This is a genomic window from Bradyrhizobium cedriense, from assembly GCF_054602315.1.
The window spans coordinates 703,240-728,059 of sequence record NZ_JBTSWB010000002.1 but is presented as its reverse complement, the minus strand read 5'-3'; the positions used below and the strand labels follow the sequence as shown (position 1 = coordinate 728,059).

Genomic DNA, 24,820 nt, shown 5'->3' with positions numbered 1-24,820 from the left:
ACGACCGAATATGCGCTCGCTGCTCGCCACTATCACCAGCAGCGCCTCACGCCAGCGTATGCACGATCACCGGCCCCGCTGCCGCGCTCGCATGGCCTGCCAGCAGCGGTCCCAGATCCTTCTCGATCCAGGCGATGGCACGCTTGTTCGCCTCCTCGGCCTGCTCGAACTTGTCGAAGATCGAGATCGCGGTGACCGTGTCGTCGCCGGCATAGACGACGTAATAGGCGCGAAAGCCCTCGACGTCGCTGATGATTGGAACGGCGCCGTCCTTGATGCGGCGCGCCAGCTCCTCTGCGCTCCCGCTTTTCGCCTTGGCCTGACGGATGGCGGCATACATGGCATCCTCCTCCGGCTACTGATGTGAGGGCCTGAATCCCCCGGACGGGATGTTACGCCGAAGCGCGCCGCCAATCCACGCTTGGTTAACCCGATCCTAATCCGCCCTCGCGATCCACAACCGACGATTAAGCAGCCCTCAACATCGGTGCCTTAGTCTCGCCGCACTCACTTTTCGCAAACAAGGGCGGCCGATCGTGCCGGGCGAAGTGACATCAGGGGGTTCATGATGCGCATTGCGTTGCTGCTGACCGCGACCATCGTCGGCGCGCTCTTTGCCAATCCATCCAGTGCCGGACCGCTCGACGCGTCCGGCGAGGCCGCGCAGGCCTTGCCGCCGGGCTTCCAGAGCTATCGCGGCTACATGTTCGACATCTCGGAGAATCGCGACCGCAAGGATGTCGACAAGCTCACCGAGAATCTGAAGAGCCAGATCGACGTGGTCGAAGGCGTGGGCCTCTCGCCGCGCGTGCTGCGTTTCTTCCACACCGTTCCGATCGTCGCGAGCGAGCTGGCCTGCCTCGATGAGGGCGCCGCGACCGCATGCTACGGCAGGGTCACGCCGAACATCCAGCGCACCGCTCCGCGGACCTTGACGTTCTGGGATCCCAACAAGCAGCGCTGGACCAATCCGAATGCCGTGGACCTCGCGGTCGATTCGGGCCTCGGCGTCATCATGCTGCGCCCCGACATGATGCGATATGAGAAGGAAGCCGTGCTGCTGCACGAGCTGCTGCACGCCTATCACGCGCGGCTGCTGCCAGACGGCTACGCCAACAAGGGCGTGATCGCCTACTACGTCCTGGCCAAGTCCAAGGACCTGTTGCCCAAGGAAGCCTATGCGATGAAGAATCCCATGGAGTTCTTTGCGGTCACCGCCAGCATCTTCCTGGCTGGAAAGAGCGAATTCCACGATCCGAAGTCGCGCGAGGCGCTCAAGGAGAAGATGCCGGACTACTACAAATACCTGGTCGGCGTGTTCGGCTTCGATCCCGAGCCGGCGGCATCGAACGGCCCGGTGGCCTCGCTGAAGTGAGGCTGAAGGCGCCAAGCCAAGCGAGAGGGCCGCGCGAACCGCGCGGCCTTTTTGCTTTGGAGGCCGGAAGCTGCGGATGACGCCGAGGCGGCAATTGCCAAGGCGGTGCCCGATCTGCATAGTCCCGCCGCATCGATACCGTTTTTCGAAGGGGATGAGAGAACATGGCGGACGCCGACCTGGATGTCGTGATCCGGCAACTGGCCAGACAGCTGCATACGGGCCTGATGACCCGCGCCAAGGAGCGGCGGGATCGCTTCAGCGGCCTTGCGGCCAAGGCCAAGGGCAAGGAGACCAGCGACCGCTTCAAGATGATGGCCAAGGCCACCATGGAGCAGGCCACCGCCGCCGCCAAGCGCCTCCAGATGTCGGCCGACAACGTCGCCGACAGCTACGCGCGATCGATGCGTCTGGCCGCCAGCACGCCGCTTGCGGTGAAGGCGGAGAAGACGGCAAAGGAGAAGCCGGCGAAGAAGGCGGCCAAGGCGAAGGCAAAAGCCAAGAAGGCGAAGTAGGCGTGGCTCCTCTCCTGCAAGGGAGAAGGGAAGAGGACAGCCCTCGAACATTCACCTTCTCGGCGCGGCCACTCGGGTCGGTTCGAGATTCGAAAGCTCGGCGAGCTTGGCGCGCGCTGTCTCTTTCGTGCGGCCGTCCTTGCCGGCAGGCAGCGCGAGTGCGGCCTCGAAATCTGCGCGGGCGTCGTCTGCCTGGCCGCGGGCAAGAAACGCGAGGCCGCGATCGACGCGCGCCTGCGCATCGGAGGGGTCGAGGCGGACCGCCGTGTTGTAGCTCAGGATGGCGCGATCGAGATCCCCGATGGCGGCAAGCGCGAGACCACGCTGGTGATAGGGTGCGGCGAGCTTGGGATTATGCGCGATCGCCTCGTCGTAGTCGGCGATGGCAAGCTCGAAGTCGCCGTTCTGCCGGCGCGCCAGCGCCCGGTCGCGATAGAGCGAGGCGCGGTTGGGATTGAGATGGATGGCCTCGTCGAAATCGGCGATCGCCCGCCTGAAGTCGCCGTGACGCAGCGCGATCCGTCCGCGCCCCTCATAGGCGAAGGCGATCAGGGAGCCGCGCAGCGGCGAGAAGCCGATCACGGCCGAACAGATGTCGGGATCGTCCTCATCGCCGCAATTGACGACCATGTGCGTGGACAGCCCGACCAGCACGCAAAGGACGATCAGCAATGGTACGGCAGCTCTGGTCATCTTCGGCGGCGGCCGGCAAGGCGCCGGCCACGCATCCCCTTTCGAAGGAGTAGTCCCGCCGAGGTGTTAACACCGGCCGGAACGACCCTATGTGCGCCAGATCACAAAGCCGCACGCAAATCCTGACCGGTTCCGTCAGCCCCAGGGACCGCGTGAAGGGCCGCGCGAGGACGATCGGCCCCAGGGGCCGCGCGACGGGTAGTTCTCGTTGGCGCCGAGCGATGGCCCCGCCCGGGTGCCGAGCTCGGCCGCAAGTTGTTGGAGGGCGGCGACGCGGTTTTGCGTCGAGGGATGGGTCGCGAACAGATTATCCACGCCGTGGCCCGACAGCGGATTGATGATGAACATGTGCGCGGTCGCTGGATTCCGCTCGGCCTCGTAGTTCGTCACCTGATGCGCGGCGCCCTCGATCTTCACCAGCGCCGAGGCCAGCCACATCGGCTGTCCGACGATTCGCGCGCCGAGATTGTCGGCGGCGTATTCGCGGGTACGGCTGATCGCCATCTGCACCAGCATGGCGCCGAGCGGGGCGAGAATCATCATCAGAATCGAGCCGACGATGCCCAGACCGTTGTTGTTCTCGCGATTGCCACCGAAGAACATGCCGAACTGGGCAAGCATGGAGATCGCGCCGGCGATGGTCGCAGTGATGGTCATCAGAAGCGTGTCGTGATGCTTAATATGGGCGAGCTCGTGCGCGATCACGCCGGCGAGCTCCTCGCGGCTGAGCTGGTTCATCAGGCCGGTTGTGACGGCGACCGCGGCGTTCTCGGGGTTGCGGCCGGTCGCGAACGCGTTGGGCTGCACCTCGTCCATCACGAACACGCGTGGCATCGGCAGGCCGGCGCGCCCTGCAAGCTCGGCGACGAGCCCGACCAGCTCCGGCGCGGTCGAACGGTCGACCTCATGCGCCCCGTACATCGAGAGCACCATGCGGTCGGAGTTCCAGTAGGTGAAGAGATTGGTCGCGGCGGCAATGACGAGCGCTATCATGGCGCCCGACGCGCCGCCGATCAGATAGCCCACGCCCATGAACAGGGCGGTGAGGCCTGCGAGCAGCATTGCGGTACGAAAATAGTTCATGGCCGTCTCCCGAGACCGGCCGCGGGCGAACCTCCGGCCGGCGTCCACGAGGTATGAATGCGGCGGGAGACCGCAAGGTTCGTGCGTCGCCCGGCCGCAGACCTCCGGCGGAGGACCAGTGTTTCGGCCGTCGCTAAAGCTTGACCGGGATTTGCGCCAAAACACGCGCGAACGCTTAGCGTCCTGGAAAGCGCAATCTCGGATTAACCCATGGTGACCCGGCACGCAGCACGGTTCCGGCGCATTGCCCCCCTCTCGTCGACATTCCGTCCGCAAGGTGATCGTCATGATGGACCGCTCGCGCGCCGCCTCCGTCGATCCTGCACCTGCCCCCTCCCCTGACCAGAAGACCGACGCAAAAGGCTTGCAGGAGGCGCTGCACGAGCAGCTGTTCGCCAATGACGAGCCCAGCCACACGCCGGACGGGCAGACGGCGCCGGAATCCGGGCGTCGCTGGCCGTATCTGCGGCGCGTTGCCAAGATCGCCATCGGGCTCGCCATCGTGGCCGTGTTCGGCTGGCTGCCGCTGCGCGCGATCTGGGAAAATTCGAGCGTCGAGGCGGTACTGAATTCCCGCCTCGTCACGTTGCGCACGCCCATCGGCGGGCGCGTTGCGGCCGCGCGGCGCGTCACCGACCAGACCGAGTTGGATGCCGGAACCGTCGTCCTGCGCGTCGTCAACTCGCGCGGCGATCGCACCCGGCTCGACGATCTCAGGCGGCAGAAATCGCGCCTGGAGAACGAGCGGCCGAGTCTTGCCGCCAAGCTTGCCGCGGCGCAGGCCGCGCAAAAAGACCTGGCGCGGCAGGCTGCGCAATTTCGCGACGGACGCGTGCTGCAGCTCGAGGCCCGCATCGCCGAGATCCAGACCTCGATCGAGGCGGCGGCGGCGCGGCGCGAGGAGGCCAGCGCCGCCGTCGAACGCGCCTCGTCGCTGGCCAAGTCCGGCAATGTCTCGACCGTCGAGCTGGCGCGGCTGACGCGCGAGCTCTCCGTGTCTCAGCAGACCGAACTCGGCGCGCGCAAGCGGCTGGATGCCGGCAGGGTCGAACTCGCTGCGGCGCAGAACGGCTCGTTCCTCGGCGACAGCTATAACGACCGGCCGAGCTCGGTGCAGCGCGAAGAGGAGATGCGTCAGCGCGCCGGCGACCTCGAGGCAGATCTCGCCCGCACCGACACCGACATCGCCTGGCTTGCCAACGAGATCATCGTCGAGGAGGTCCGCTTCGCCGATCTGTCCGAGGCCAACATCACGACACCCGTCGCGGGTCGCGTCTGGGAGATGATGACCTCGCCCGGCGAGGACGTACAGGCCGGCCAACCGCTGCTCAAGGTGCTCGATTGCAGCGGCACCGTCATCACCGCCAACGTCACCGAGGCCGTCTACAACCGCCTGCAGCTCGGCGATCGCGCGACCTTCGAGCCGAATGACGGCGGCGAGCCGATCTTCGGCACGGTGGTCAATCTGACCGGCGCGGCCGGTGCGCCCGCCAATCTCGCCATCAATCCGGATGCGCTGAGCAAGGAGCCCTATCGCGTGACCGTGGCATCGCGCGATGCCGCGGCCCGCGCCTGCACCGTGGGACGCACCGGCCGCGTCGTATTTGCCCGGCATGAGACAGCGCCGTGATGATGGCGTTGACGCCCGGCCTGATTGCGCTCGGCGCCTTCATGGCGATCGTGCCGCTGCTCAGGCGGGACAGCACGATGGCGCGCTCGTTCCTGACGATCGTGTCGGTGGCCTTGCTGCTGCGTTATCTCCATTGGCGTGTCACGTCGACGCTCCCGCCGCCGCATCTGACCCTCGATGCCCTGGTCGGCTACCCCTTCCTGCTGCTGGAAGCGGCCTCGCTCGTCGCAGTCGCCTTGTCGCTGCTGTTCCTGAGCCGGACGCTCGACCGCACGAAGGCAGCGAGGATCGACGACCGCGCCACCGATCCGCGCGCACCGTTGATCGACGTCTTCATCTGCACTTACAACGAGGAACGGTCGATCCTCGAGCGCACGATCATCGGCGCGACCGGCATGGCGTACGGCCACTACCGCGTCTGGGTGCTCGACGACGGACGGCGGTCCTGGCTGCGGCGCCTTTCGGGCGAGCTCGGCTGCCACTATCTCACGCGGCCCGACAATCTCCACGCCAAGGCGGGCAACATCAACCATGCGCTCAGGCATGTCGGCGCGCTGCCGGAGCGGCCGGAATTCGTCGCCATTCTCGATGCGGACTTCGTGCCGCGGCCCGACTTCCTCGCGCGGACCATCTCGCTCATGGACGATCGGTCGGTCGGCGTGGTGCAGACGCCGCAGCACTTCATCAACCCGGATCCGATCCAGACCAACCTCGCCGCGACCGATGTCTGGCCCGACGAGCAACGCTTCTTCTTCGACATCCTGCTGCCGGCCAAGGACGCCTGGGGCGTCGCGTTTTGCTGCGGCACCTCGTCTCTCATTCGCTATGCGGGGCTGATGCAGATCGGCGGGTTTCCGACCGATTCGGTGACCGAAGACTACCTCGTCACGCTGCGCCTCAAGGAATGCGGCCTCAACACGATCTATCTCAACGAGCGCCTGACGATCGGGCTCGCGCCGGAGGGGCTGAAGGAATACATCACCCAGCGCGCCCGCTGGTGCCTTGGCTTGATGCAAATCGTGCGCGGTCGCAGCGGTCCGCTGTCGCGGCACTCGAAGCTGTCCTTCATCGACCGGCTCTCGCTGACCGACGCCTTCATGAGTTGGTCGGCGGTGTACGCGTCGAAGGTGGCGGGCCTCGTCGTGCCCTGGTTGTTCCTGCTGTTCGGCATCAAGGCGGTTCAGGCCGACCTCACCGAGCTATTGCGCTTCTTTCTGCCGTTCTATGTCTGGCATGGTCTCAGCATGGCCTGGCTGTCGCGCGGCCGCTCGCTCGCGATGATGACGGACGTCTCGCAGCTCATCGCTGCGCCTTCAGTGCTCAAGGCGGTGGCGGCCGGCCTGTTGAAGCCGAAAGGGCACAAGTTCAAGGTCACCGCGAAAGGCGGCGACCGTAACAGGCGATTTGTCGAATGGCCGCTGCTGCGGCTCTATGGCAGCGCGCTTGTCATCACCCTCGCGGCCATCGCCTATGCCTTCATCCTGCACCTGCGCGGCGAGAACATCGCCTATGGCGGACTGGCCCTGGCCTGGAGCCTCTACAACGCGCTCATCCTCACCGTGGTCTGCTTCGTCTGCATCGAGCAGCCGCGCAAGCGAAAGGCGGAGCGGTTCAGCCGCAATGAGACCGTCCTGCTGCGCCACGACGGCAGGTCACATCTCGCGCGGCTCGCCGACATCTCCATCACGGGCGCGCGCCTGATCGATCCAGATCCGCCGGTGCCGGGCAGCACGATAGAATGCCGGATCTACGGCCGCCCGATCGCAGCCTTCGTGGTGCGGCGGACCGCGGACGGATTCGCCGTGCGGTTCGAGGAAAGCATGGATACGCGCGTGCACGCGATCAGGGCATTCTATGCCGGCGAGTATGTTCGCGCCTTTCGGGGAGTGAGGGCGCTCCCGGTCGGAAAAGCGCTGCTGATGCGGCTGTTCGGCTAGGCCGAGGCGACATCACCCGCATTCCCTGCGCTGGCGGAGCACGGAAAGGATGGCCTGAGGCCGTCACTTCTCCTAAACTCCAGGCGAATCCTCGCCTGTCCTTTCCCCGTCGGAACTCCTATGGTCCAGACCCGATTTCTGATCGCGGCCGTCACGATTCTCGCGTGCACCGCCACCACTTCTGCCCAAATGCTTCCACCTCCCGCCAGGCCCGTAGCGCCCAAGGCACCATCGCCGCGCGCGGCGTCGTGCCACAATGGTGCGAGCTTCGATCGTTTCCTCGCCGACGTGAAGCAACAGGCGGTGGCCGCAGGTGTGTCGCAGCGCGCGATCGCGGAGGCTTCGCCATATCTCGTCTACGACCAGGGCATCGTCAACCGCGACCGCGGCCAACGCGTGTTCGGCCAGCTCTTCACCGAGTTCGCCGGTCGAATGGCCGCGCCCTATCGCATGCAGAATGGACAGCAGCACATCAAGCGATACGCCGCAGCGTTCGCGCGCGCCGAAAAGGAATTTGGCGTGCCGCCGGCCGTGATTGCCGCCTTCTGGGGCCTCGAGAGCGATTTCGGCGCCAACATGGGCAATCTGCCGACGCTGAAGTCGCTGGTCTCGCTCGCCTATGACTGCCGCCGCTCCGAGATGTTCGTGGGCGAGACCATCGCCGCGCTGAAGGTCATCGACCGCGGCGATCTGCACCCCGACGAGATGATCGGCTCCTGGGCCGGCGAGCTCGGGCAGACGCAATTTCTGCCCGTGCACTACGTCAATTACGCGGTCGACTATGACGGCGACGGACGGCGCGATCTGTTGCGGTCGCCAGCCGACGTGATCGGCTCGACCGCGAATTACATCGCCAACGGACTGAAGTGGCGGCGCGGCGAGCCATGGCTGGAGGAGATCAAGGTGCCGCCGAACCTGCCGTGGGACAAGACCGATCTCACGGTGCGGGAGCCGCGCACGACATGGGCGCAGCTGGGCGTGACCTATCCCGACGGACGGCCGCTGCCGAACGACAATCTCGCAGCGTCCGTGCTGCTGCCGATGGGCCGCTTTGGCCCGGCCTTCTTGGCCTATCCGAATTTCGCGGCCTACACCGAATGGAATAACTCGCTGATCTACTCGACCACCGCGGGCTATCTCGCCTCGCGCATCGCCGGCGCCGCGCCGATGCGCAAGCCTTCGGCGCCGGTCGCGCAGCTGCCCTTCAACGAGCTGAAGGAATTGCAGCAGCTCCTGGTGCGCGCCGGCTTCAATGTCGGCAAAGTGGACGGCGTGCTCGGCCAGCAGAGCCGCGCTGCGGTGAAGGCGATGCAGATCAAGTTCGGCCTGCCGGCGGACTCCTGGCCGACCGCCGAGCTGCTCGCCCGCATGCGCGGCGGCACGGCGCAGGCGCAGCCCCAGGCGACGATCCGCTAAACCCTCCTCTGTCATGCCCCGGTTCGACCGGGGCATCCAGTACGCCGCTGCCTATCGATTCAACCAAAACTGTCTCGGCGTACTGGATCGCCCGGTCAAGCCGGGCGATGACAGGGAGGATGGCGCCGTAGAATTTTCGCATCGCACAAGCCGCGCTCTGCGATTGTATTCTTCCATGAGGCTCCCATGTGAGTGGCTCAGGCTTTCGCCTGAGATTTCCCACCATTGAAGCGAGCATCACATGTCATTCTACGACGCCGTCGTCCCCGCCTATCTGCAAATGCTGAACAGCGTAACCGGGCTGCTCACCAAAGCCGAGGCGCATTGCGCGGCGAAGAAGATCGACCCGGGCGTCCTGCTCGGCGCGCGCCTGTTCCCGGACATGCTGCCGCTGTCGAGGCAGGTCCAGCTCGTCAGCGATTTCGCCGCCAAGGGCTGCGCGCGGCTGACACACAGCGAGGTGCCCTCGACGCCGGACACCGAGACGAGCTTTGCCGAGCTGAAGCAGCGGCTGGCGAAGACGATCGACTATGTGAAGTCGTTCAAGCCCGAGCAGTTCGAGGGCGCCGATGCCAAGGACGTCACCTTCCCCGCCGGACCGGACAAATCCATCACCCTGAAGGGACAGCAATTCCTGAGCTCGTTCTCGCTGCCGAACTTCTATTTCCACGCCGCGACCGCCCACGGCATCCTGCGCCACAACGGCGTCGAGATCGGCAAGCGCGATTTCATGGGCACGAACTGATTGCCGGATTCCGCGGCCGCGGCGGCGGGATTCTGCTGCCGCGGCCGGAATTGCACATGAATTATGCTACGGCGGCCTCGTCGCGCAGCTCACCTGCACTTTCCGTATGGCTCTTCCCTTGCGCCTGATGCCGCGATGCACAAGTGTTCGGGACCTCTCACCGCCTGGAAGCATTTCCCATGAGCCGTTCGACCAAATTGTTCGAGACCTACAAGCTCGGCCCCATCACGCTTGCCAACCGTCTGGTGATGGCGCCGCTGACGCGCAACCGTGCCGTGCCCGGCACGTTCGTGCCGAGCCCGCTTGCGGCCGATTACTACGGGCAGCGGGCCTCCGCGGGGCTCCTGATCACCGAAGCGAGCCAGGTCTCGCAGCAGGGCCAAGGCTATCAGGACACGCCCGGCATCTATACCAAGGACCAGGTCGCCGGCTGGCGCAAGGTCACCGATCGCGTGCATGAACGCGGCGGCAAGATCTTCATCCAGCTCTGGCATGTCGGCCGCATCTCGCATGTCGACCTCCAGGCGAATGGCGCAGCCCCTGTGGCGCCGAGCGCGATCCGCGCCAAAGGCAAGACGTTTGTGAATGGCGGTTTTGCCGACGTCTCCGAGCCGCGCGCGCTCGAACTCTCCGAAATTCCAGGGATCATCGACGACTTCAAGCGCGCGGCGAAGAACGCGCTGGAGGCCGGCTTCGACGGCGTCGAAATCCACGGCGCCAACGGCTATCTGCTCGACCAGTTCGCCAAGGACGGCGCCAACAAGCGCACCGATGCCTATGGCGGCTCCATCGAGAACCGCGCCCGGCTGATGCTGGAAGTCTCCAAAGCCGTTGCGGCCGAGGCAGGCGCCGATCGCACCGGCATCCGCATCTCGCCGGTGACGCCGGCCAACGACGTCGCGGACAGCAACCCGCAGCCGCTGTTCGATCACATCGTCGACGGTCTCAGCGCGCTCAAGCTGGTCTATCTTCACGTCGTGGAGGGGGCCACCGGCGGGCCGCGCGACTTCGCGCCGTTCGACTATTCGTCCCTGCGCAAGCGTTTCACCGGCGCCTACGTCGCCAACAACGGCTATGATTTCGATCTCGCCACCAAGGTGCTGGACGCGAACGCGGCCGATCTTATCGCCTTCGGCAAGCCTTTCATCTCCAACCCCGACCTTGTCGAGCGGCTGAAGCAGGGCGCGGCGCTGAACGACTGGGACAAGACGACGTTCTATGGCGGCGGCGCCAAAGGGTATACCGACTATCCGACGCTTGCGGCCGAGCCGGCGGAGTGATCTCCGCTCGCTCCTCCGTCATTGTGAGGAGCCCGCGACAAAACTGTCGTAGCAGGTTGCTGTTCGAAAGAGAAAAAGGCCGGGATCGCTCCCGGCCTTTCGTTCGCTTGATGCGCTCTGCGCCGCTTACTTCGCTTCCGCGCGCTTGGGCGGGCTCGCCGGCCACGACTTGATCAGCGTGTCGTAGTCGACCGTTTCGCCCTTCGGCTTCTCGTTGGCGAGCTTGCGCTGGGGCGCGACGGTGCCGTCCTTCTCCGCCTTGGCGAACCAGTACTCCGGCTTCTCCTTCTTGTGGAGCTTCGGACCGCAGGCGCCCTGCACGCCGGACTTCTCCAGGCGCTCCATCACGGAGTCCTGAGCGGCGGCCAGCGCGTCCATCGCCTGCTGCGGGGTCTTCGCACCGGACGACGCATCGCCGATGTTCTGCCACCACAGCTGCGCGAGCTTCGGATAGTCGGGCACGTTGTTGCCGGTCGGGGTCCACTGCACGCGCGCGGGCGAGCGGTAGAACTCGATCAGGCCGCCGAGCTTCGGCGCACGCTCGGTGAACGACTTGTCCCAGATGTCGGATTCACGGACGAAGGTGAGACCGACATGGCTCTTCTTCAAGCTCACCGACTTGGAGACGATGAACTGGAGATAAAGCCAGGCCGCCTTGCGGCGATCCGGCGGGGTCGACTTCAGCAGCGTGAGCGAACCGGCGTCCTGGTAGCCGAGCTTCATGCCTTCCTTCCAGTACGCACCGTGCGGTGACGGAGCCATACGCCATTTTGGGGTACCGTCCGCGTTCATCACGGCGATGCCCGGCTTCACCATGTCGGCGGTGAAGGCGGTGTACCAGAACATCTGCTGGGCGATGTTGCCCTGAGCCGGCACGGGACCGGACTCGGAGAAGGTCATGCCCTGGGCCTGCGGAGGCGCGTACTTCTTCATCCACTCGAGATATTTGGTGATCGAGTAGACCGCCGCCGGTCCGTTGGTGTCGCCACCACGCTCCACGGAAGAGCCCACCGGACGGCAGCCCTCCATGCGGATGCCCCACTCGTCGACCGGCAGACCGTTCGGAATGCCCTTGTCGCCGTTGCCGGCCATCGACAGCCAGGCGTCGGTGAAGCGCCATCCGAGCGAGGGGTCTTTCTTGCCATAGTCCATATGGCCGTAGACCTTGACGCCGTTGATCTCCTTGATGTCGTTAGTGAAGAACTCGGCGATGTCCTCATAGGCGGACCAGTTCACGGGCACGCCGAGCTCGTAGCCGTATTTGGCCTTGAACTTGGCCTTGTAGTCCGGGTTGGTGAACCAGTCGTAGCGGAACCAGTAGAGGTTGGCGAACTGCTGGTCGGGCAGCTGATAGAGCTTGCCGTCCGGCCCGGTGCCGAAGGACTTGCCGATGAAGTCGTTGACGTCGAGCATCGGATCGGTGACGTCCTTGCCCTCGCCGGCCATGTAGTCCGACAGCGCGATGGTCTGACCGTAGCGGAAATGGGTGCCGATCAGGTCGGAGTCGTTGATCCAGCCGTCATAAACGTTCTTGCCGGACTGCATCTGGGTCTGGAGCTTCTCGACGACGTCACCTTCCTGAATGAGGTCGTGCTTGAGCTTGATGCCGGTGAGTTCGGAGAACGCCTTCGCCAGCGTCTGCGCTTCGTATTCGTGGGTCGTGATGGTCTCGGAGACGACGTTGATCTCCATGCCCTTGAAGGGCTCGGCGGCCTTTGCGAACCACTCCAGCTCCTTCTTCTGGTCCTCCTTCGACAAGGTCGAGGGCTGGAATTCCGCGATCCATTTCTGGATCACGGCGTCGTCGGCGGCGCGGACCGGCGCCGAGACGGCGAGCGACACCGCAACGAGCGCGGCGGCGCTGGACATGGTCAAAAAGCTATTCTTGGTCAATGGACCTTTCCTTCTCCTAAACTGTCGCATGTTGTTCCTCCGTTGCAGCGACAAACTTTTATACAGGCCCGGGTTGGTCCCGGATCTGGCCGTCCCTTCGCGAGTTTCAGACCGTGCGGAAGATGAGCGCGGCCGTGACCAGCGAAATTCCACTTGCGAGCCACAGGCTCGAGATCTCAAACCCTTCCTCTCCGATCGGCAGCGTGGCGAGAGGGTCGGTGCCGACGAGACCGATCCATGCGAGGTGGATGACGGCGGCCGCAATCAGCGAGATGAACAGGCGGTCGCCGCGCGTGGTCGGGATGCGCAGCACGCCGACGCGCTCGGCCTCGGGATAGACCGCGGCGAGCCAGGTCATCACGGCCAGGGTGCAGGCGAGCGCGACGAAGAAGATCGCGGTCGGCAGCGTCCAGGCCATCCATGCGATAGACTCCATGGTTGCCTCCTTACACGCGGCCGAGCGCGAAACCGCGCGCGATGTAATTGCGGACGAACCAGATCACCAGCGCGCCCGGAATGATGGTGAGCACACCGGCGGCGGCGAGCAGACCCCAGTCCATGCCGGCGGCCGATACCGTGCGCGTCATGATCGCGGCGATCGGCTTGGCCGACACCGAGGTCAGCGTGCGCGCGAGGAGCAGCTCGACCCAGGAGAACATGAAGCAGAAGAAGGCGGCGACGCCGATGCCGCTCGCGATCAGCGGCACCAGGATCTTGATGAAGAAGCGCGGGAAGGAATAGCCGTCGAGGAATGCGGTCTCGTCGATCTCGCGCGGCACGCCGGAGACGAAGCCTTCGAGGATCCACACCGCGAGCGGCACGTTGAAGATACAGTGCGCCAGCGCGACCGCCCACGGCGTATCGAACAGGCCGATCGCCGAATAGAGGTTGAAGAACGGCAGCGCATAGACCGCGGCCGGCGCCATGCGGTTCGACAGCAGCCAGAAGAACAGGTGCTTGTCGCCGAGGAAGCGATAGCGCGAGAACGCGTAGGCCGCAGGCAGGGCGACCGAGATCGAGATGACGGTGTTGAGGACGACGTATGTCAGCGAGTTGATGTAGCCGGAATACCAGCTCTCGTCGGTGAAGATGCGTTTGTAGTGCTGGAGCGTCGGGGTGTGCGGCCACAGCGTCATCGTCGAGACGATCTCGCTGTTGGTCTTGAAGCTCATGTTGACGAGCCAGTAGATCGGCAGCAGCAGGAAGACCAGGAACAGCCCCATGATGAGGCGGCGGCCGGGGATCGAATGCATCAGGCCACTCCTTCCTTTGGCTTGAGCGCGGGCACGGGCTTGAGCCCGGGCGAAGGCTTAGGCGCGACCGCCGGCTCGCTCGCCGCCTGGACTTTGCGTTCGACGCCGGCATTGGTCATGACGGTGTAGAAGATCCAGCACACGATCAGGATGATGAGATTGTAGACGAGAGACAGCGCGGCGGCCTTGCCGAGGTCGAACTGGCCGAGCGCGATCTTGACGAGCTCGATCGATACGAAGGTCGTCGAATTGCCGGGTCCGCCGCCGGTGACGACGAAGGGCTCGGTGTAGATCATGAAACTGTCCATGAAGCGCAGCAGCACCGCAATCAGCAACACGCGGTTCATCTTCGGCAGCTGGATCGCCTTGAACACGGCCCAGCGCGAGGCGCCGTCGATCTGCGCGGCCTGGTAATAGGCCTCAGGAATCGACTTCAGGCCGGCGTAACAGAGCAACGCAACGAGGCTGGTCCAGTGCCAGACGTCCATCACGATGACGGTGACCCAGGCATCGATGTCGTTGGAGACGTAGTTGTAATCGAAGCCCATCGCGTTGAGGACATAGCCGAGCAGACCGATGTCGGGCCGGCCGAAGATCTGCCAGATCGTGCCGACCACGTTCCACGGAATCAGGAGCGGCAGCGCGAGAATCACGAGGCAGGCGGCAACCGTCCAACCCTCGCGCGGCATCGACAGTGCGACGACGATGCCGAGCGGCACCTCGATGGCGAGGATCACCAGCGAGAAGAACAGATTGCGTCCGAGCGAAGCGAGGAAGCGGCCGCCGAGATCGGTGGAGGGATCGAGCAGTTCCTTGAACCAGCCGACGCCGTTCCAGAAGAACTGGTTGTTGCCGAAGGTGTCCTGCATCGAATAGTTCACCACCGTCATCAGCGGCAGCACCGCCGAGAAGGCGACGACCAGGAACACCGGCAGCACCAGGAACCAGGCTTTTTGGTTGACGGTCTTGTCCATCAGGCGGCTCCCTCCACCAGAAGGCTGTCGGCATAGACGTGCACGTGCGACGGATCGAATTTCAAGCCGGCAGTGCCGTCCGCGCTTGTGAAGCCCGCCGGCGCGCGCGCGGCCAGCTTCGCGTCGCCGACGCGCACGCGCGCAAAGCGGATGCGGCCGAGATCGTCGATGCGCTCGATCTTCGCGGTGAGCAGGCCGGGCGCGGGCGCAACGACCTCCACGAATTCGGGACGGACGCCGATCTCGATCTTGGCGCCCGAAGGCAGACTGTCGTAGCTGCGATCGAGCGCGATGACGTGGCCGCCGATCTTGGCCTCGCGCCCCCGCACCTCCGCCGGCAGGATGTTCATGCCGGGCGAGCCGATGAAATAGCCGACGAAGGTGTGCGCCGGCCTGTCGAACAGTTCGGCCGGCGTGCCGCTCTGCACGACGCGGCCGTCGTGCATGACGACGACGGTGTCGGCGAAGGTCAGCGCCTCGGTCTGGTCGTGGGTGACGTAGATCATCGTGAGATCGAGCTCACGGTGCAGCGCCTTCAGCTTGGAGCGGAGCTGCCATTTCAGCTCGGGATCGATCACCGTCAGCGGCTCGTCGAACAGCACGGCGGCGACGTCGGAGCGGACGAGGCCGCGGCCGAGCGAGATCTTCTGCTTGGCGTCGGCGGTGAGGCGCGTGGCCTTGCGGTTCAGATAGGATTCGAGGTCGAGCAGACGGCCGATCTCGGCGACGCGCTTGTCGATCTCGGCCTTCGGTACGCCGCGATTCTTCAGCGGAAACGCCAGGTTCTGCCCCACCGTCATGGTGTCGTAGATCACCGGAAACTGGAACACCTGGGCGATATTCCGCTTCTGGGTTGACAGCGGCGTGATGTCTTTGCCGTCGAACAGGATTTTCCCGCGTGACGGCGTGATGATGCCGGAGATGACGTTGAGCAGCGTGGTCTTGCCGCAGCCTGAGGGACCGAGCAACGCATAGGCGCCGCCCTGCCGCCAGGTCATGGTCACCGGCTTCAGCGCAAAGCTGTCCTGCGGCGCGTCATTGCCGCCGTAGGAGTGGGCGAGATCGACGAGGTCAATGCGAGCCATGGCGCATCTGCCTCACATCTTTTCCGTCACGTGTTCGGGTGCAGCGACCAGACGGTCGGCCGCGTCGAACACGAAGACGTCGTTGGGATCGAGCACGGCATCCAGCGTCTGGCCGGGCTCGAATTCATGCACCCCATGCAGCACCGCAACCCAGTTCGATCCGTCGCGGGTCAAATGCACGAAACTCTCCGAACCGGTGATCTCCGTCACCGTCACTGTGGCATGGAAGGCATGGCGGTCGGCCTCGCCGTTGGCGAGCGCAAGCTGATGCGCGCGAAAGCCGACCCGATAGGTGCCGTCGGCGAGAGAGGAATAGAGGCCGGATGCCGGCGCGGCGATGCCTCCCGCATATTGCACGGCGCCGCTCTTCTTCTCGATGCCGACCAGATTGAGCGGCGGATCGGAGAACACCTGCGCGACACGCAATGTCTGCGGACGGCGGTAGACGTTCGGCGTCTCGCCGATCTGGAGCGACTGCCCCTCCCACATGCAGACCGTATTGCCGCCGAGCAACAGCGCTTCGGTCGGCTCGGTTGTGGCATAAACGAAGATCGCCCCGGAGGCCTCGAAGATGCGCGGCAGCTCGGTGCGCAACTCTTCGCGGAGCTTGTAGTCGAGATTGGCGAGCGGCTCGTCGAGCAGCACGAGATCGGCGCCCTTGACCAGCGCGCGCGCCATCGCGGTGCGCTGCTGCTGGCCGCCGGAGAGCTGGAGCGGCGTGCGTTTCAGGAACGGCTCGAGCCGCAGGAGCCTTGCGGCCTCCGCCACCCGCGCCTCGATCTCATCGCGCGGCTTGCCCTGCACGCGCAGGGGCGAGGCGATGTTCTCGTAGACCGTAAGCGAGGGGTAGTTGATGAACTGCTGATAGACCATGGCGACCGAGCGCTGGCGCACGTCGACGCCGGTGACGTCCTTGCCATTGACCAGCACCTTGCCCGTGGTCGGCTTGTCGAGACCCGCGAGCAGCCGCATGATCGAGGTCTTGCCCGACAGCGTCGGTCCGAGCAGGACGTTGAGCGTGCCGCTCTCGAGGGTCAGGGAGACGTCGCGGATGTGCTCGACACCGTCGACGGTCCGGGTCACGTGTTCGAGTGTCACGGTCATGAGCGTCCTCCCGCTTCCAGCAGGGGACTTTGCGGCACGGCATGGGTCCTGATCCAGTCGTCGAGCGCCGCAATCTCGTCGGCAGATAGTCGCAGGCCGAGCTTGGAACGGCGCCAGACCACGTCCTCGGCGGTGACCGCCCATTCATTGGCCATGAGGTAGCGGACCTCGCGCTCGGTCAGCGTCGCACCGAAGGCCTGGCCGAGATCGGCCATTGATTTGGCGTCGCCCAGCAGCTTGATGGCCCGAGTGCCATAGGCGCGCGCGAGCCGCCTTGCATGCTCATGGCCGAGGAATGGATAGCCGCGCTGGAGCTCGGCGATCAGGCCATCAATGTCGGACACATCCATGTCGCCGCCGGGCAGCGGCCATTTTCCCGTCCAGCCCTCGCGCGCTTTCGCACTGCGAAGATAGGGCGCAAGGCGTTCCAGGGCCTCTTCGGCGAGCCTCCGATAGGTCGTGATCTTGCCGCCATAGATCGACAGCAGCGGCACGCCGCCGGGCGTGTCGAGCTCGAACACGTAGTCGCGCGTTGCGGCCTTGGCCTCGCTGGCGCCGTCGTCATAGAGCGGGCGCACGCCGGAATAGGTCCAGACCACCTCATTGGGCGTCACCGGCTTCGCCAGGTATTCGCTCGCCGCCGTGCAGAGATACTCGATCTCCTCCGTCGTCGCCTTCACCTTGGCGGGGTCGCCGTCGTAGTCGCGGTCCGTCGTGCCGATCAGCGTGAAATCGTCCTGGTACGGGATCACGAAGATGATGCGGCCGTCGGCATTCTGGAACATATAGGCGCGGTCGTGGTCGTAGAGTTTCTTCACCACGATGTGCGAGCCCTGCACCAGGCGGACTTTTGCCTTCGCATTGACGCCAGCGCCGCGGCCGAGCACGTCCTCGACCCAGGGACCGCCGGCATTGACCAGCGCGCGCGCCTGGATCTGCGAGCGCGCGCCGGTCAGCGTATTGATCATGCCGACGGTCCAGAGGCCGCCAGACTGGCGAATCTCGGTGGCGCGGGTGCGGGTGCGGATCTCGGCGCCCTTGTCGGCGGCATCGCGCGCGTTGAGCACGACGAGGCGGGCGTCGTCGACGAAACAGTCGGAATATTCGAACGCGCGGGCATAGCGATTCGGGATCAGCGGCTTGCCGACCTCGTCGCGCCTGAGATCGATCGAACGGGTCGCAGGCAGCAGGTGGCGGCCGCCAATGTGGTCATAGAGGAAGAGGCCCAAGCGCAGCAACCAGGCGGGGCGCAGTCCGGCGTGATGCGGCAGGACGAAACGCAAGGGGCGGATGATGTGGGGCGCGATGCCCCAGAGGATCTCGCGCTCGATCAGCGCCTCGCGGACGAGGCGAAACTCGTAATATTCGAGATAGCGCAGGCCGCCATGCACCAGCTTGGTCGACCAGGACGACGTCCCGCTCGCCAGATCGTTCATTTCGCACAGGAAAACACTGTTGCCGCGGCCCACCGCATCGCGCGCGATGCCGCAGCCGTTAACGCCGCCTCCAATGATGGCGAGGTCGAAAATCCGCTCCAACAGACGCATCCCCTAGCGACCGCTCGTTCCTTCGAGCAGCTACTTTCGTTTCTGATTAGATCACAGGAAGAAACGAAAGCAAGATGAAAGAGAAGAGGAAGGAAGTGAAAGCTGGAACAATTCATGTGGCAACCGGCCAAGGAATGAGCAGCTCGACGGCCATTCGAGAAGCAACATCTCTCTTGAATCGCCATCCAGGGAAAATATAGTCACAGTAGTCAAACTGGTTCTATCCGTCATGACCGACCACAGCACGACACCCGACGCGCCGCCGATCGACACGTGGACGCTTGCCAACGCCAAGGCACGGCTGTCCGAGGTGATCGATCGTGCCCAAAGCGCCCCCCAAATCATTACCCGCCACGGCAAGCCCAATGCCGTCATCGTTTCCGCCGAGGAATGGGCGCGCAAGACCGCCCGCAAAGGCACCCTGGCCGAATTCCTGCTGGCTTCGCCGCTACGCGGCGCCGACCTCGGACTCGAACGCGTGCACGACGCACCGCGCCACGAGATGCCGTGAACCTGCTGCTCGACACCAATGTACTGTCCGAGGTTCGGCGGCCGGCGCCCTCGCCGAAAGTCTTGGCGTGGCTCGATACGATCGACGAGGATCGTGCGTTCATCAGCGTGGCCTCGATAGCCGAGCTTCGCCGCGACATCGCATTGCTGGAGGACGGCCGTCGGCGCGCAGCACTCGCCGCCTGGCTCACCCAGGATCTGCCGGAGCGTTTTGCCGAGCGCATCCTGCCGATCGACCACGCGGTGGCCGAGCGCTGGGGCGACCTGATGGCTCAGAGCCGCAGGAGCGGCGTCGCGCTGTCCGTCATGGATGGATTCTTTGCGGCAACCGCGCTCGCAAACAACCTCACGCTCGTCACGCGGAACGTGAAGGATTTTGCGGCATTCGGCGTGACACTGATCAACCCGTGGGGGGACCCGTAATCCTATCTCAGCCGAACCACCGGCGCGGCTTCGGGCGCTGCATCTTGCGTCTCAGCCCGAGCCTCATCCATATCCCCCGCCCCCTTCATCGCTTCCACCACTTCGATGCCCTTGCCGTGGCAGATGGTGGCGAGGCGCTCCGGCAATTCCTGGTCGGTCACGAAGGTCTGGATCTGGGTGATGTGAGCGATCCGCACCGGCGCGCTGCGCCGGAGTTTTGTGGAATCGGCGACCAGCATGACGCTACGCGCATTGGCAATGATAGCCTGCGCCACCTGCACCTCGCGATAGTCGAAGTCGAGCAAAGCCCCCTCCTCGTCGATTGCGGACGCGCCGATGATGGCATAGTCGACCTTGAACTGGCCGATCAGCTGCGTCGCGGTCGAGCCGACCACCGCGCCGTCGGCGCGCCGCACCGTGCCGCCGGCCACCACCACCTCGATGCGGGGATGGCGATAGAGCAGCATGGCGACGTTGAGATTGTTGGTGATGACGAGCAGGTCCTCGTGCGAGGTCAGTGCGCTCGCGACCTCCTCCGTCGTGGTGCCGATGTTGATGAAGAGCGAGCAGCCATTCGGGATCAGCGAGGCGGCCGCCGCGCCGATGGCCTTCTTCTCGTCCGCGGCAACGAAGCGGCGCGCCTCATAGGCGAGGTTTTCGACGCCAGAGGCGATGATGGCACCCCCGTGGATGCGGGTCAGCGATCTCCGCTCGCAGAGGTCGTTGAGATCCTTGCGGATGGTCTGCGCCGAGACTTCGAAGCGGCGCGCGAGCTCCTCGACCATGACGCGGCCCGAAGCGCGCGCGATGTTGAGGATTTCGGCTTGGCGGTGGGTCAGTCCGGTCACGGCAACGGCCTCAAAATCAGGATGATGCATGGTGCGGCGGTTCGCGCCTTCGGTCAATGCGTGCGCTGATCATGGTTCATGGATGAGGGGCCCTCACCACGCCATGGCGTTCGCAAGGCGCGCGAGCAGCGCCGGATCGTCGAAGGCGCCGGCAGAAGTGACCGCGCCGGCGGCAACCAGATCGGCATGGCTGAGGCTGGTCCGGATGCCGACGGTTGGAATTCCGGCCGCCGCGGCGGATTGCACGCCGGTGCGGGAATCCTCGAATGCGATCGACGTTTCCGGCCTCGCGCCGACGAAGCGCAGCCCTTCCTGATAAGGCAGCGGATGCGGCTTGCCGTGCGGCAGCTCGGCGCCGATCACGAGCGCCTTGAAGCGATGCGTGATGCCGAGACCGGACAGCAGCAGCTCGGCGTTGAGGCGCGGCGCATTGGTCACGGCGACCATGGGGATGCCGGCGTTGTCCGCCCGGTCGAGCAGCGCCATCAGGCCCGGCAGCGGTGCGATCTGTCCGGCCACGAGCGTGCGGAACACCTCCTCCTTCTCATCGAGGATCAGGGCGCGCCGTTCCGGCGCCTCGTCGGGCAGAAAGCGCTCGCCGATCGCGACATTGGCGAAACCTTGCAGCTCCCTGGAGAAGCGGGCGTGATCGAAGACGTGGCCGCGAGGGCCGAGCACCTGGTTGAAAGCCTTCAAGTGCAGCGGATCGGTGTCGGCGAGCGTGCCGTCGATGTCGAACAACAACGCCCTGCCCATCGCATCGTAGCTGGCCTCGATCATGTCCGTACTTTCCCAAATGCGCGACGCATCGATGCGCGAGACGTATCAATACAGCCTCGATCGCGCAATCACGCATCCGCATGACGACAATGCGACACTCGACAAAGTCACGCGCGGCTGCAACACTCGGCGCAAGATCAAAAAGGAGGAAACGATGACGATCAACCGACGCGATCTGGCTCTCGCTGTCTCCGCGCTTGCGTTCGCCACGCCGGCGCTCGCCGCTTCGGCGGACGAGGAAGCCGTGGCGAAGAAGGTCGAGGCCTTCCGCCTTGCCCAGATCGCGGCTGATCCGAAAGCACTCGCTGCGCTGTGCTGGGACGATCTCAGCTACAGCCATTCCAGCGGCAAGGTCGAGGACAAGGCAACCTTCATCGCCAACGCCACCGACGGCAAATCGAAATTCCTGTCGATCGAATACAAAGACCCCACCATCAAGGTCGTCGGACCTGCAGCGATCGTGCGTTTCCACTGGTTGGGCGAGCAGGAGATGGCGGCCGACGGGAAAAAAGTATCGACCAACCTTCACATCCTGATGAACTGGCAGAAGCAGGGCGACGAATGGAAGCTGCTGTCGCGGGCTGCGACGAAGTTGTGATCACAATTGCTACCTACCCTACCTGCGGGAGAAGATGGGTCGCCGCGCAAGCGGCGAGACGGGTGAGGGTCGAAGGACACTCTAGCTTTGAAAGCGTCGACAGAACCCCTCATCCGGCGTCACGCCACCTTCTCCGCAAGAGAGGGGAACGGCAGCGGTGCGGTCGGCAAAAAATTCCGACCGCGCAACTCGCCTTGGACGACTACGCCGCTTCCTTCACGTCGCCGTTAACCAGCTTGCGCGCGGCGCGTTCGGCTTCGCGGGCGTTGCGGAAGAGCTGGCCTTCGAGACGGTTGAAGCGGTGGGACGAGGCGAAGAAGCAGTAGCCTCCTTGAGAGCGAACGACGATACCTGCGGTCTGCGAATTGACTTCGATGATGTAGCTGTCCGGCATGGTCCGTGGATCCCTCAGTGCGGGCAAATAACGGCACTCGTACCCAAAGGTTCCCAGGCATTTGAGGCCGTTTCCACCCCGAATCGACACGCAATTGAGTACGCCGGGACCTCATCCGTTTTATGACTGGTTCTTGGCAAAGCCGCGACGAGGATGACTCACCCGCGCCGCGGTTGCGGCTTTTGCCGCGCCTCGCAAGATGAGGCAGAGCGTCGCGCGCGATTACGTCGCGATCGGTGGATCGTTTCGCTGGATCACCTGCGGACGGCCGTGGTCGTCGATCGAGACGTAGGTGAAATTGCCGTCGGTGACGAGGAACGGATGAAGCTCCTTGCGCCGCAATGCCCAGGCCTCGAGATGCACCGTCAGCGAGGTACGCCCGACGCGCACGAGATTGGCGTAGACCGAGACGAGATCGCCGACATAGACCGCTTTGCGAAAATTCATGGCCTCGATCGCGACCGTCACGGTGCGCGACCCCGCAGCCTTCGAGGCGAACACGCCGCCGCCGACGTCCATCTGGCTCAGGAGCCAACCGCCGAAGATGTCGCCGTTGGCGTTCGTGTCGGCCGGCATCGCCAGCGTGCGGATGCAGAGATCCCCGCTCGGCCCGGTCGTAGCTTGTTCGCTCATATCGCTCTCACTTGAAATTGTCCCAGCCCGGATCAGGCGCAAAGCGCTCGCCGAATCGCTCGGCCAGCGCCCGCAGCGTCGAGATCACGTCATTCACGCCGCGCATGCGCGCATAATTCAGCGGGCCGCCGCGGAACGGCGCGTAGCCGGTGCCGAAGATCATGGCGCCATCGACCGCATCGGCATCTTCGACGATGCCTTCGCGTAACGCCGCGATGCAGACGTTGGACATCGGCAGCACCAGGCGGTCGATCATCTGGTCGTTGACGCGCGGGCCTGTTTCGGGAAGCGGCGCCTTCTCCGCCTTGCCGTTCTTCCAGGTGTAGAAGCCCTTGCCGGTCTTGCGGCCAAGCTCGCCCTTGGCGACCTTTTCGCGTAACCATGCGGGTGTGGGTGGCAGGAGGTCACCGAACTTGGTGCGCAGCATGTCGCCGACGTCGAGGCAGATGTCGAGGCCGACCTGGTCGGCGAGCTCGATCGGCCCCATCGGCATGCCGAACTGCTCGGCGGCGGCGTCAATCAGGCGCTGGTCGATGTTCTCGTCCAGCATCACCATCGCTTCCAGCATGTACGGCGTCAACGCGCGATTGACGAGGAAGCCGGGCGAGCTCTTCACCGATAACGGCAGTCGGTCGATCGCGCCGACAAAGCCGAGCGCGTCTTTCAGCACTTGCGGGTCGTTGCCGTCATGGCTGACGACCTCGACCAACTGCAACCGCGACACCGGATTGAAGAAATGCAGGCCGACAAGCCGCTCCGGACGAGCCAGAGTGGTGCGCAGGTCCTGAAGCGGAATGCTCGACGTGTTGGTCGCAAGGATCGCGCCGGGCTTCATCCGCGGCTCGAGGCCGGTATAGACCTTCTGCTTGAGCTCGAGCTTCTCCGGCACAGCCTCGATGATGAGGTCGGCGTTGCGGACGCCCTCCCCGTCCATGTCGGGGATGAGGCGGTCGAGCGCGTCACGCACCTCCGTCGGCTTGCGGATGATCTTGCCGTAGAGCTCGGCTGCGCGCTTGACCGCGCTCGCGATCGGCTCCGCCTTCATGTCGGCGAGCGAGACGCGCAGCCCCTGCCCCGCACACCAGGCGGCGATGTCGCCGCCCATGGCGCCGGCGCCGATGACATGGACTTGCTTGATCGTGTTGCCGCTGCCTGCGGCCTTCTTCATCTGCTCGCGCAGGAAGAAGACGCGGATCAGGTTCTGCGCGGTCGGCGTCACCATCAATCTGGAGAAGGATGCCTGCTCCGCCCGGAGCATCGCGGCCTTGCTGCCGCCATGGGTCTCCCAGAGATCGATCAGCGCATAGGGCGCAGGATAATGCTCGCGGGATGCGGCTTTCGCTGCCTCTGAGCGCATGCGTCTCGCAAGGAGCCCACGCACCAGACCGAGATTGGCGGCGCGCGCGAGCAAACCGGGCCCGGCCCGCTTCAGCCGGCCGAACAGCGCATCCTTCACCGCGCCGCGGACGTGGCGTTCCTGCGTCACGGTATCGACGAGGCCGAGCGCCTTGGCGCGGCGCGCGTCGATGGTGCGGCCTGTCAGCATCAACGCCATCGACTGGGTCGGGTTGACCAGCGCGGTGAACCGCGCCGTGCCGCCGAGGCCGGGATGCAGGCCGAGCATCACCTCGGGGAAGCCGAAGCGCGCCCCTTCTATGGCGATACGCGACTGGCAGGCGAGCGCGACCTCCAGCCCGCCGCCGAGGCAGAAGCCGTGGATGACCGCGACCGTCGGCAGCCTCAGGGCTTCCAGATGATCGACCACGGCATGCGCGGCGCGGATGCGCGTCTCCACCATGGCGGGATCGGACGCGCCGCGGAATTCATTGACGTCGGCGCCGGCAATGAAGCCGGACGGCTTGGCGGAGCGGATCACGACGCCGGCCGGACGCTCGGTCTCGATCGCCGCGAGCACTGCGTCGAACTCCTCCATCACGTCGGAGGACAGCGTGTTTGCGCTAGCGTCGGCGCGGTCGAACAGCAGCCAGGCGACGCCATCCGCATCGCGCGTCAACTTGAAGTGCTTGTACGGACTGTCGGTCGCGGGTTGAGGCCCCAGCTCCAGCACGCGATCGCCGAGGGCGGTCATGATCTTGGAATCCAT

Annotated in this window: 25 protein-coding genes; 10 read left to right on the top strand and 15 right to left on the bottom strand. The window is 64.9% G+C overall.

Features of this window, described 5'->3' with window-relative positions; translation table 11 throughout:
* Positions 1–46 precede the first annotated feature (46 nt).
* Entirely contained in the window at positions 47–340 is a 294-nt protein-coding gene (locus ACYCVF_RS09640; protein ID WP_128955371.1) for an antibiotic biosynthesis monooxygenase, read from the bottom strand.
* Positions 341–568: 228 nt separating this feature from the next.
* On the opposite strand from ACYCVF_RS09640, the gene ACYCVF_RS09635 reads away from it, so the two are divergent.
* Both ACYCVF_RS09635 and ACYCVF_RS09630 read left to right on the top strand, forming a co-directional pair.
* Complete coding sequence (locus ACYCVF_RS09635; protein WP_459601977.1) at positions 569–1,375, top strand: hypothetical protein; 807 nt, start codon at positions 569–571, stop codon at positions 1,373–1,375.
* Between the two features lie 164 nt (positions 1,376–1,539).
* Complete coding sequence (locus ACYCVF_RS09630; RefSeq protein WP_459601975.1) at positions 1,540–1,890, top strand: hypothetical protein; 351 nt, start codon at positions 1,540–1,542, stop codon at positions 1,888–1,890.
* Between the two features lie 51 nt (positions 1,891–1,941).
* Here the strand turns inward: ACYCVF_RS09630 and ACYCVF_RS09625 are convergent, their stop codons facing one another.
* The gene (locus ACYCVF_RS09625; protein ID WP_459601973.1) at positions 1,942–2,583 is read right to left on the bottom strand and encodes a tetratricopeptide repeat protein; all 642 of its coding nucleotides are present in this window, start codon (positions 2,581–2,583) and stop codon (positions 1,942–1,944) included.
* Positions 2,584–2,718: 135 nt separating this feature from the next.
* Entirely contained in the window at positions 2,719–3,666 is a 948-nt protein-coding gene (gene htpX, locus ACYCVF_RS09620; RefSeq protein WP_459601971.1) for a zinc metalloprotease HtpX, read from the bottom strand.
* A gap of 286 nt (positions 3,667–3,952) precedes the next feature.
* Between htpX and ACYCVF_RS09615 the strand changes: the two genes are divergently transcribed.
* The 5 genes from ACYCVF_RS09615 (at position 3,953) to ACYCVF_RS09595 (ending at position 10,674) form a co-directional block, all read left to right on the top strand.
* Positions 3,953–5,296 carry an HlyD family secretion protein gene (locus tag ACYCVF_RS09615; RefSeq protein WP_459601969.1) on the top strand — a complete coding sequence of 448 codons (1,344 nt, stop codon included), beginning with the start codon at positions 3,953–3,955 and terminating at the stop codon, positions 5,294–5,296.
* On the top strand, positions 5,296–7,233 hold the full coding sequence (locus ACYCVF_RS09610) for a glycosyltransferase (RefSeq protein WP_459602733.1): 1,938 nt from the start codon (positions 5,296–5,298) through the stop codon (positions 7,231–7,233). The genes ACYCVF_RS09615 and ACYCVF_RS09610 overlap by 1 nt, the downstream gene beginning before the upstream one ends.
* A gap of 120 nt (positions 7,234–7,353) precedes the next feature.
* On the top strand, positions 7,354–8,649 hold the full coding sequence (locus ACYCVF_RS09605) for a lytic murein transglycosylase (RefSeq protein ID WP_459601967.1): 1,296 nt from the start codon (positions 7,354–7,356) through the stop codon (positions 8,647–8,649).
* A 241-nt stretch (positions 8,650–8,890) separates the two neighbouring features.
* Positions 8,891–9,394: a DUF1993 domain-containing protein gene (locus ACYCVF_RS09600; RefSeq protein ID WP_459601965.1), complete on the top strand. Its 504-nt coding sequence runs from the start codon at positions 8,891–8,893 to the stop codon at positions 9,392–9,394.
* Positions 9,395–9,573: 179 nt separating this feature from the next.
* A complete protein-coding gene (locus ACYCVF_RS09595; protein ID WP_459601963.1) occupies positions 9,574–10,674 on the top strand; it encodes an alkene reductase in 1,101 nt (366 codons plus the stop codon).
* Between the two features lie 126 nt (positions 10,675–10,800).
* On the opposite strand, the gene ACYCVF_RS09590 is transcribed toward ACYCVF_RS09595, so the two are convergent.
* The 7 genes from ACYCVF_RS09590 to glpD form a co-directional block, all read right to left on the bottom strand.
* Positions 10,801–12,543 (bottom strand): ABC transporter substrate-binding protein, encoded by a 1,743-nt coding sequence (locus ACYCVF_RS09590; protein ID WP_459602731.1) that lies wholly within the window; start codon positions 12,541–12,543, stop codon positions 10,801–10,803.
* A 130-nt stretch (positions 12,544–12,673) separates the two neighbouring features.
* Positions 12,674–13,003, bottom strand: coding sequence for a DUF2160 domain-containing protein (locus ACYCVF_RS09585; RefSeq protein WP_061029026.1), 330 nt, complete (start codon positions 13,001–13,003; stop codon positions 12,674–12,676).
* A gap of 10 nt (positions 13,004–13,013) precedes the next feature.
* Positions 13,014–13,820, bottom strand: coding sequence for a carbohydrate ABC transporter permease (locus ACYCVF_RS09580; RefSeq protein WP_459601960.1), 807 nt, complete (start codon positions 13,818–13,820; stop codon positions 13,014–13,016).
* Positions 13,820–14,794 (bottom strand): carbohydrate ABC transporter permease, encoded by a 975-nt coding sequence (locus tag ACYCVF_RS09575; RefSeq protein ID WP_459601958.1) that lies wholly within the window; start codon positions 14,792–14,794, stop codon positions 13,820–13,822. The genes ACYCVF_RS09580 and ACYCVF_RS09575 overlap by 1 nt, the downstream gene beginning before the upstream one ends.
* Positions 14,794–15,879 carry an ABC transporter ATP-binding protein gene (locus tag ACYCVF_RS09570; protein ID WP_459601956.1) on the bottom strand — a complete coding sequence of 362 codons (1,086 nt, stop codon included), beginning with the start codon at positions 15,877–15,879 and terminating at the stop codon, positions 14,794–14,796. The genes ACYCVF_RS09575 and ACYCVF_RS09570 overlap by 1 nt, the downstream gene beginning before the upstream one ends.
* A 12-nt stretch (positions 15,880–15,891) precedes the next feature.
* The gene (locus tag ACYCVF_RS09565) at positions 15,892–16,983 is read right to left on the bottom strand and encodes an ABC transporter ATP-binding protein (RefSeq protein WP_459601954.1); all 1,092 of its coding nucleotides are present in this window, start codon (positions 16,981–16,983) and stop codon (positions 15,892–15,894) included.
* Positions 16,980–18,530 (bottom strand): glycerol-3-phosphate dehydrogenase, encoded by a 1,551-nt coding sequence (glpD, locus tag ACYCVF_RS09560; protein WP_459601952.1) that lies wholly within the window; start codon positions 18,528–18,530, stop codon positions 16,980–16,982. The genes ACYCVF_RS09565 and glpD overlap by 4 nt, the downstream gene beginning before the upstream one ends.
* Before the next feature lie 229 nt (positions 18,531–18,759).
* Between glpD and ACYCVF_RS09555 the strand changes: the two genes are divergently transcribed.
* Positions 18,760–19,041 (top strand): type II toxin-antitoxin system Phd/YefM family antitoxin, encoded by a 282-nt coding sequence (locus ACYCVF_RS09555; RefSeq protein ID WP_459601950.1) that lies wholly within the window; start codon positions 18,760–18,762, stop codon positions 19,039–19,041.
* Complete coding sequence (locus ACYCVF_RS09550; protein ID WP_459601948.1) at positions 19,038–19,463, top strand: DUF4411 family protein; 426 nt, start codon at positions 19,038–19,040, stop codon at positions 19,461–19,463. Before ACYCVF_RS09555 ends, ACYCVF_RS09550 begins: the two co-directional genes overlap by 4 nt.
* Positions 19,464–19,465: 2 nt before the next feature.
* Here the strand turns inward: ACYCVF_RS09550 and ACYCVF_RS09545 are convergent, their stop codons facing one another.
* Together ACYCVF_RS09545 and ACYCVF_RS09540 are read right to left on the bottom strand one after the other, a co-directional pair.
* Entirely contained in the window at positions 19,466–20,311 is an 846-nt protein-coding gene (locus tag ACYCVF_RS09545) for a DeoR/GlpR family DNA-binding transcription regulator (RefSeq protein ID WP_459602729.1), read from the bottom strand.
* A 93-nt stretch (positions 20,312–20,404) separates the two neighbouring features.
* A complete protein-coding gene (locus tag ACYCVF_RS09540; RefSeq protein WP_459601946.1) occupies positions 20,405–21,091 on the bottom strand; it encodes an HAD family hydrolase in 687 nt (228 codons plus the stop codon).
* A gap of 154 nt (positions 21,092–21,245) precedes the next feature.
* Here ACYCVF_RS09540 and ACYCVF_RS09535 point away from each other — a divergent pair, with 154 nt between their 5' ends.
* On the top strand, positions 21,246–21,689 hold the full coding sequence (locus ACYCVF_RS09535) for a nuclear transport factor 2 family protein (RefSeq protein ID WP_459601944.1): 444 nt from the start codon (positions 21,246–21,248) through the stop codon (positions 21,687–21,689).
* 202 nt (positions 21,690–21,891) lie between these two features.
* Here ACYCVF_RS09535 and ACYCVF_RS09530 read toward each other — a convergent pair whose 3' ends face one another.
* The 3 genes from ACYCVF_RS09530 to ACYCVF_RS09520 form a co-directional block, all read right to left on the bottom strand.
* Positions 21,892–22,083: a hypothetical protein gene (locus ACYCVF_RS09530; protein ID WP_024341426.1), complete on the bottom strand. Its 192-nt coding sequence runs from the start codon at positions 22,081–22,083 to the stop codon at positions 21,892–21,894.
* Between the two features lie 222 nt (positions 22,084–22,305).
* Positions 22,306–22,716, bottom strand: coding sequence for an acyl-CoA thioesterase (locus ACYCVF_RS09525; protein ID WP_459601942.1), 411 nt, complete (start codon positions 22,714–22,716; stop codon positions 22,306–22,308).
* A gap of 7 nt (positions 22,717–22,723) precedes the next feature.
* Positions 22,724–24,820, bottom strand: coding sequence for a 3-hydroxyacyl-CoA dehydrogenase NAD-binding domain-containing protein (locus ACYCVF_RS09520; RefSeq protein ID WP_459601940.1), 2,097 nt, complete (start codon positions 24,818–24,820; stop codon positions 22,724–22,726).

Bases quoted from the DNA above. Each gene is read 5' to 3' on its own strand.
- ACYCVF_RS09580 (WP_459601960.1), bottom strand. From the start codon at position 13,820: ATGCATTCGATCCCCGGCCGCCGCCTCATCATGGGGCTGTTCCTGGTC.
- htpX (WP_459601971.1), bottom strand. From the start codon at position 3,666: ATGAACTATTTTCGTACCGCAATGCTGCTCGCAGGCCTCACCGCCCTG.
- ACYCVF_RS09565 (WP_459601954.1), bottom strand. From the start codon at position 16,983: ATGACCGTGACACTCGAACACGTGACCCGGACCGTCGACGGTGTCGAG.
- ACYCVF_RS09535 (WP_459601944.1), top strand. From the start codon at position 21,246: ATGACGATCAACCGACGCGATCTGGCTCTCGCTGTCTCCGCGCTTGCG.
- ACYCVF_RS09570 (WP_459601956.1), bottom strand. From the start codon at position 15,879: ATGGCTCGCATTGACCTCGTCGATCTCGCCCACTCCTACGGCGGCAAT.
- ACYCVF_RS09520 (WP_459601940.1), bottom strand. From the start codon at position 24,820: ATGGATTCCAAGATCATGACCGCCCTCGGCGATCGCGTGCTGGAGCTG.
- ACYCVF_RS09640 (WP_128955371.1), bottom strand. From the start codon at position 340: ATGTATGCCGCCATCCGTCAGGCCAAGGCGAAAAGCGGGAGCGCAGAG.
- ACYCVF_RS09590 (WP_459602731.1), bottom strand. From the start codon at position 12,543: ATGTCCAGCGCCGCCGCGCTCGTTGCGGTGTCGCTCGCCGTCTCGGCG.
- ACYCVF_RS09555 (WP_459601950.1), top strand. From the start codon at position 18,760: ATGACCGACCACAGCACGACACCCGACGCGCCGCCGATCGACACGTGG.
- ACYCVF_RS09610 (WP_459602733.1), top strand. From the start codon at position 5,296: ATGATGGCGTTGACGCCCGGCCTGATTGCGCTCGGCGCCTTCATGGCG.
- ACYCVF_RS09630 (WP_459601975.1), top strand. From the start codon at position 1,540: ATGGCGGACGCCGACCTGGATGTCGTGATCCGGCAACTGGCCAGACAG.
- ACYCVF_RS09605 (WP_459601967.1), top strand. From the start codon at position 7,354: ATGGTCCAGACCCGATTTCTGATCGCGGCCGTCACGATTCTCGCGTGC.
- ACYCVF_RS09600 (WP_459601965.1), top strand. From the start codon at position 8,891: ATGTCATTCTACGACGCCGTCGTCCCCGCCTATCTGCAAATGCTGAAC.
- ACYCVF_RS09530 (WP_024341426.1), bottom strand. From the start codon at position 22,083: ATGCCGGACAGCTACATCATCGAAGTCAATTCGCAGACCGCAGGTATC.
- glpD (WP_459601952.1), bottom strand. From the start codon at position 18,530: ATGCGTCTGTTGGAGCGGATTTTCGACCTCGCCATCATTGGAGGCGGC.
- ACYCVF_RS09595 (WP_459601963.1), top strand. From the start codon at position 9,574: ATGAGCCGTTCGACCAAATTGTTCGAGACCTACAAGCTCGGCCCCATC.
- ACYCVF_RS09585 (WP_061029026.1), bottom strand. From the start codon at position 13,003: ATGGAGTCTATCGCATGGATGGCCTGGACGCTGCCGACCGCGATCTTC.
- ACYCVF_RS09575 (WP_459601958.1), bottom strand. From the start codon at position 14,794: ATGGACAAGACCGTCAACCAAAAAGCCTGGTTCCTGGTGCTGCCGGTG.
- ACYCVF_RS09635 (WP_459601977.1), top strand. From the start codon at position 569: ATGCGCATTGCGTTGCTGCTGACCGCGACCATCGTCGGCGCGCTCTTT.
- ACYCVF_RS09615 (WP_459601969.1), top strand. From the start codon at position 3,953: ATGATGGACCGCTCGCGCGCCGCCTCCGTCGATCCTGCACCTGCCCCC.
- ACYCVF_RS09625 (WP_459601973.1), bottom strand. From the start codon at position 2,583: ATGACCAGAGCTGCCGTACCATTGCTGATCGTCCTTTGCGTGCTGGTC.
- ACYCVF_RS09525 (WP_459601942.1), bottom strand. From the start codon at position 22,716: ATGAGCGAACAAGCTACGACCGGGCCGAGCGGGGATCTCTGCATCCGC.
- ACYCVF_RS09540 (WP_459601946.1), bottom strand. From the start codon at position 21,091: ATGATCGAGGCCAGCTACGATGCGATGGGCAGGGCGTTGTTGTTCGAC.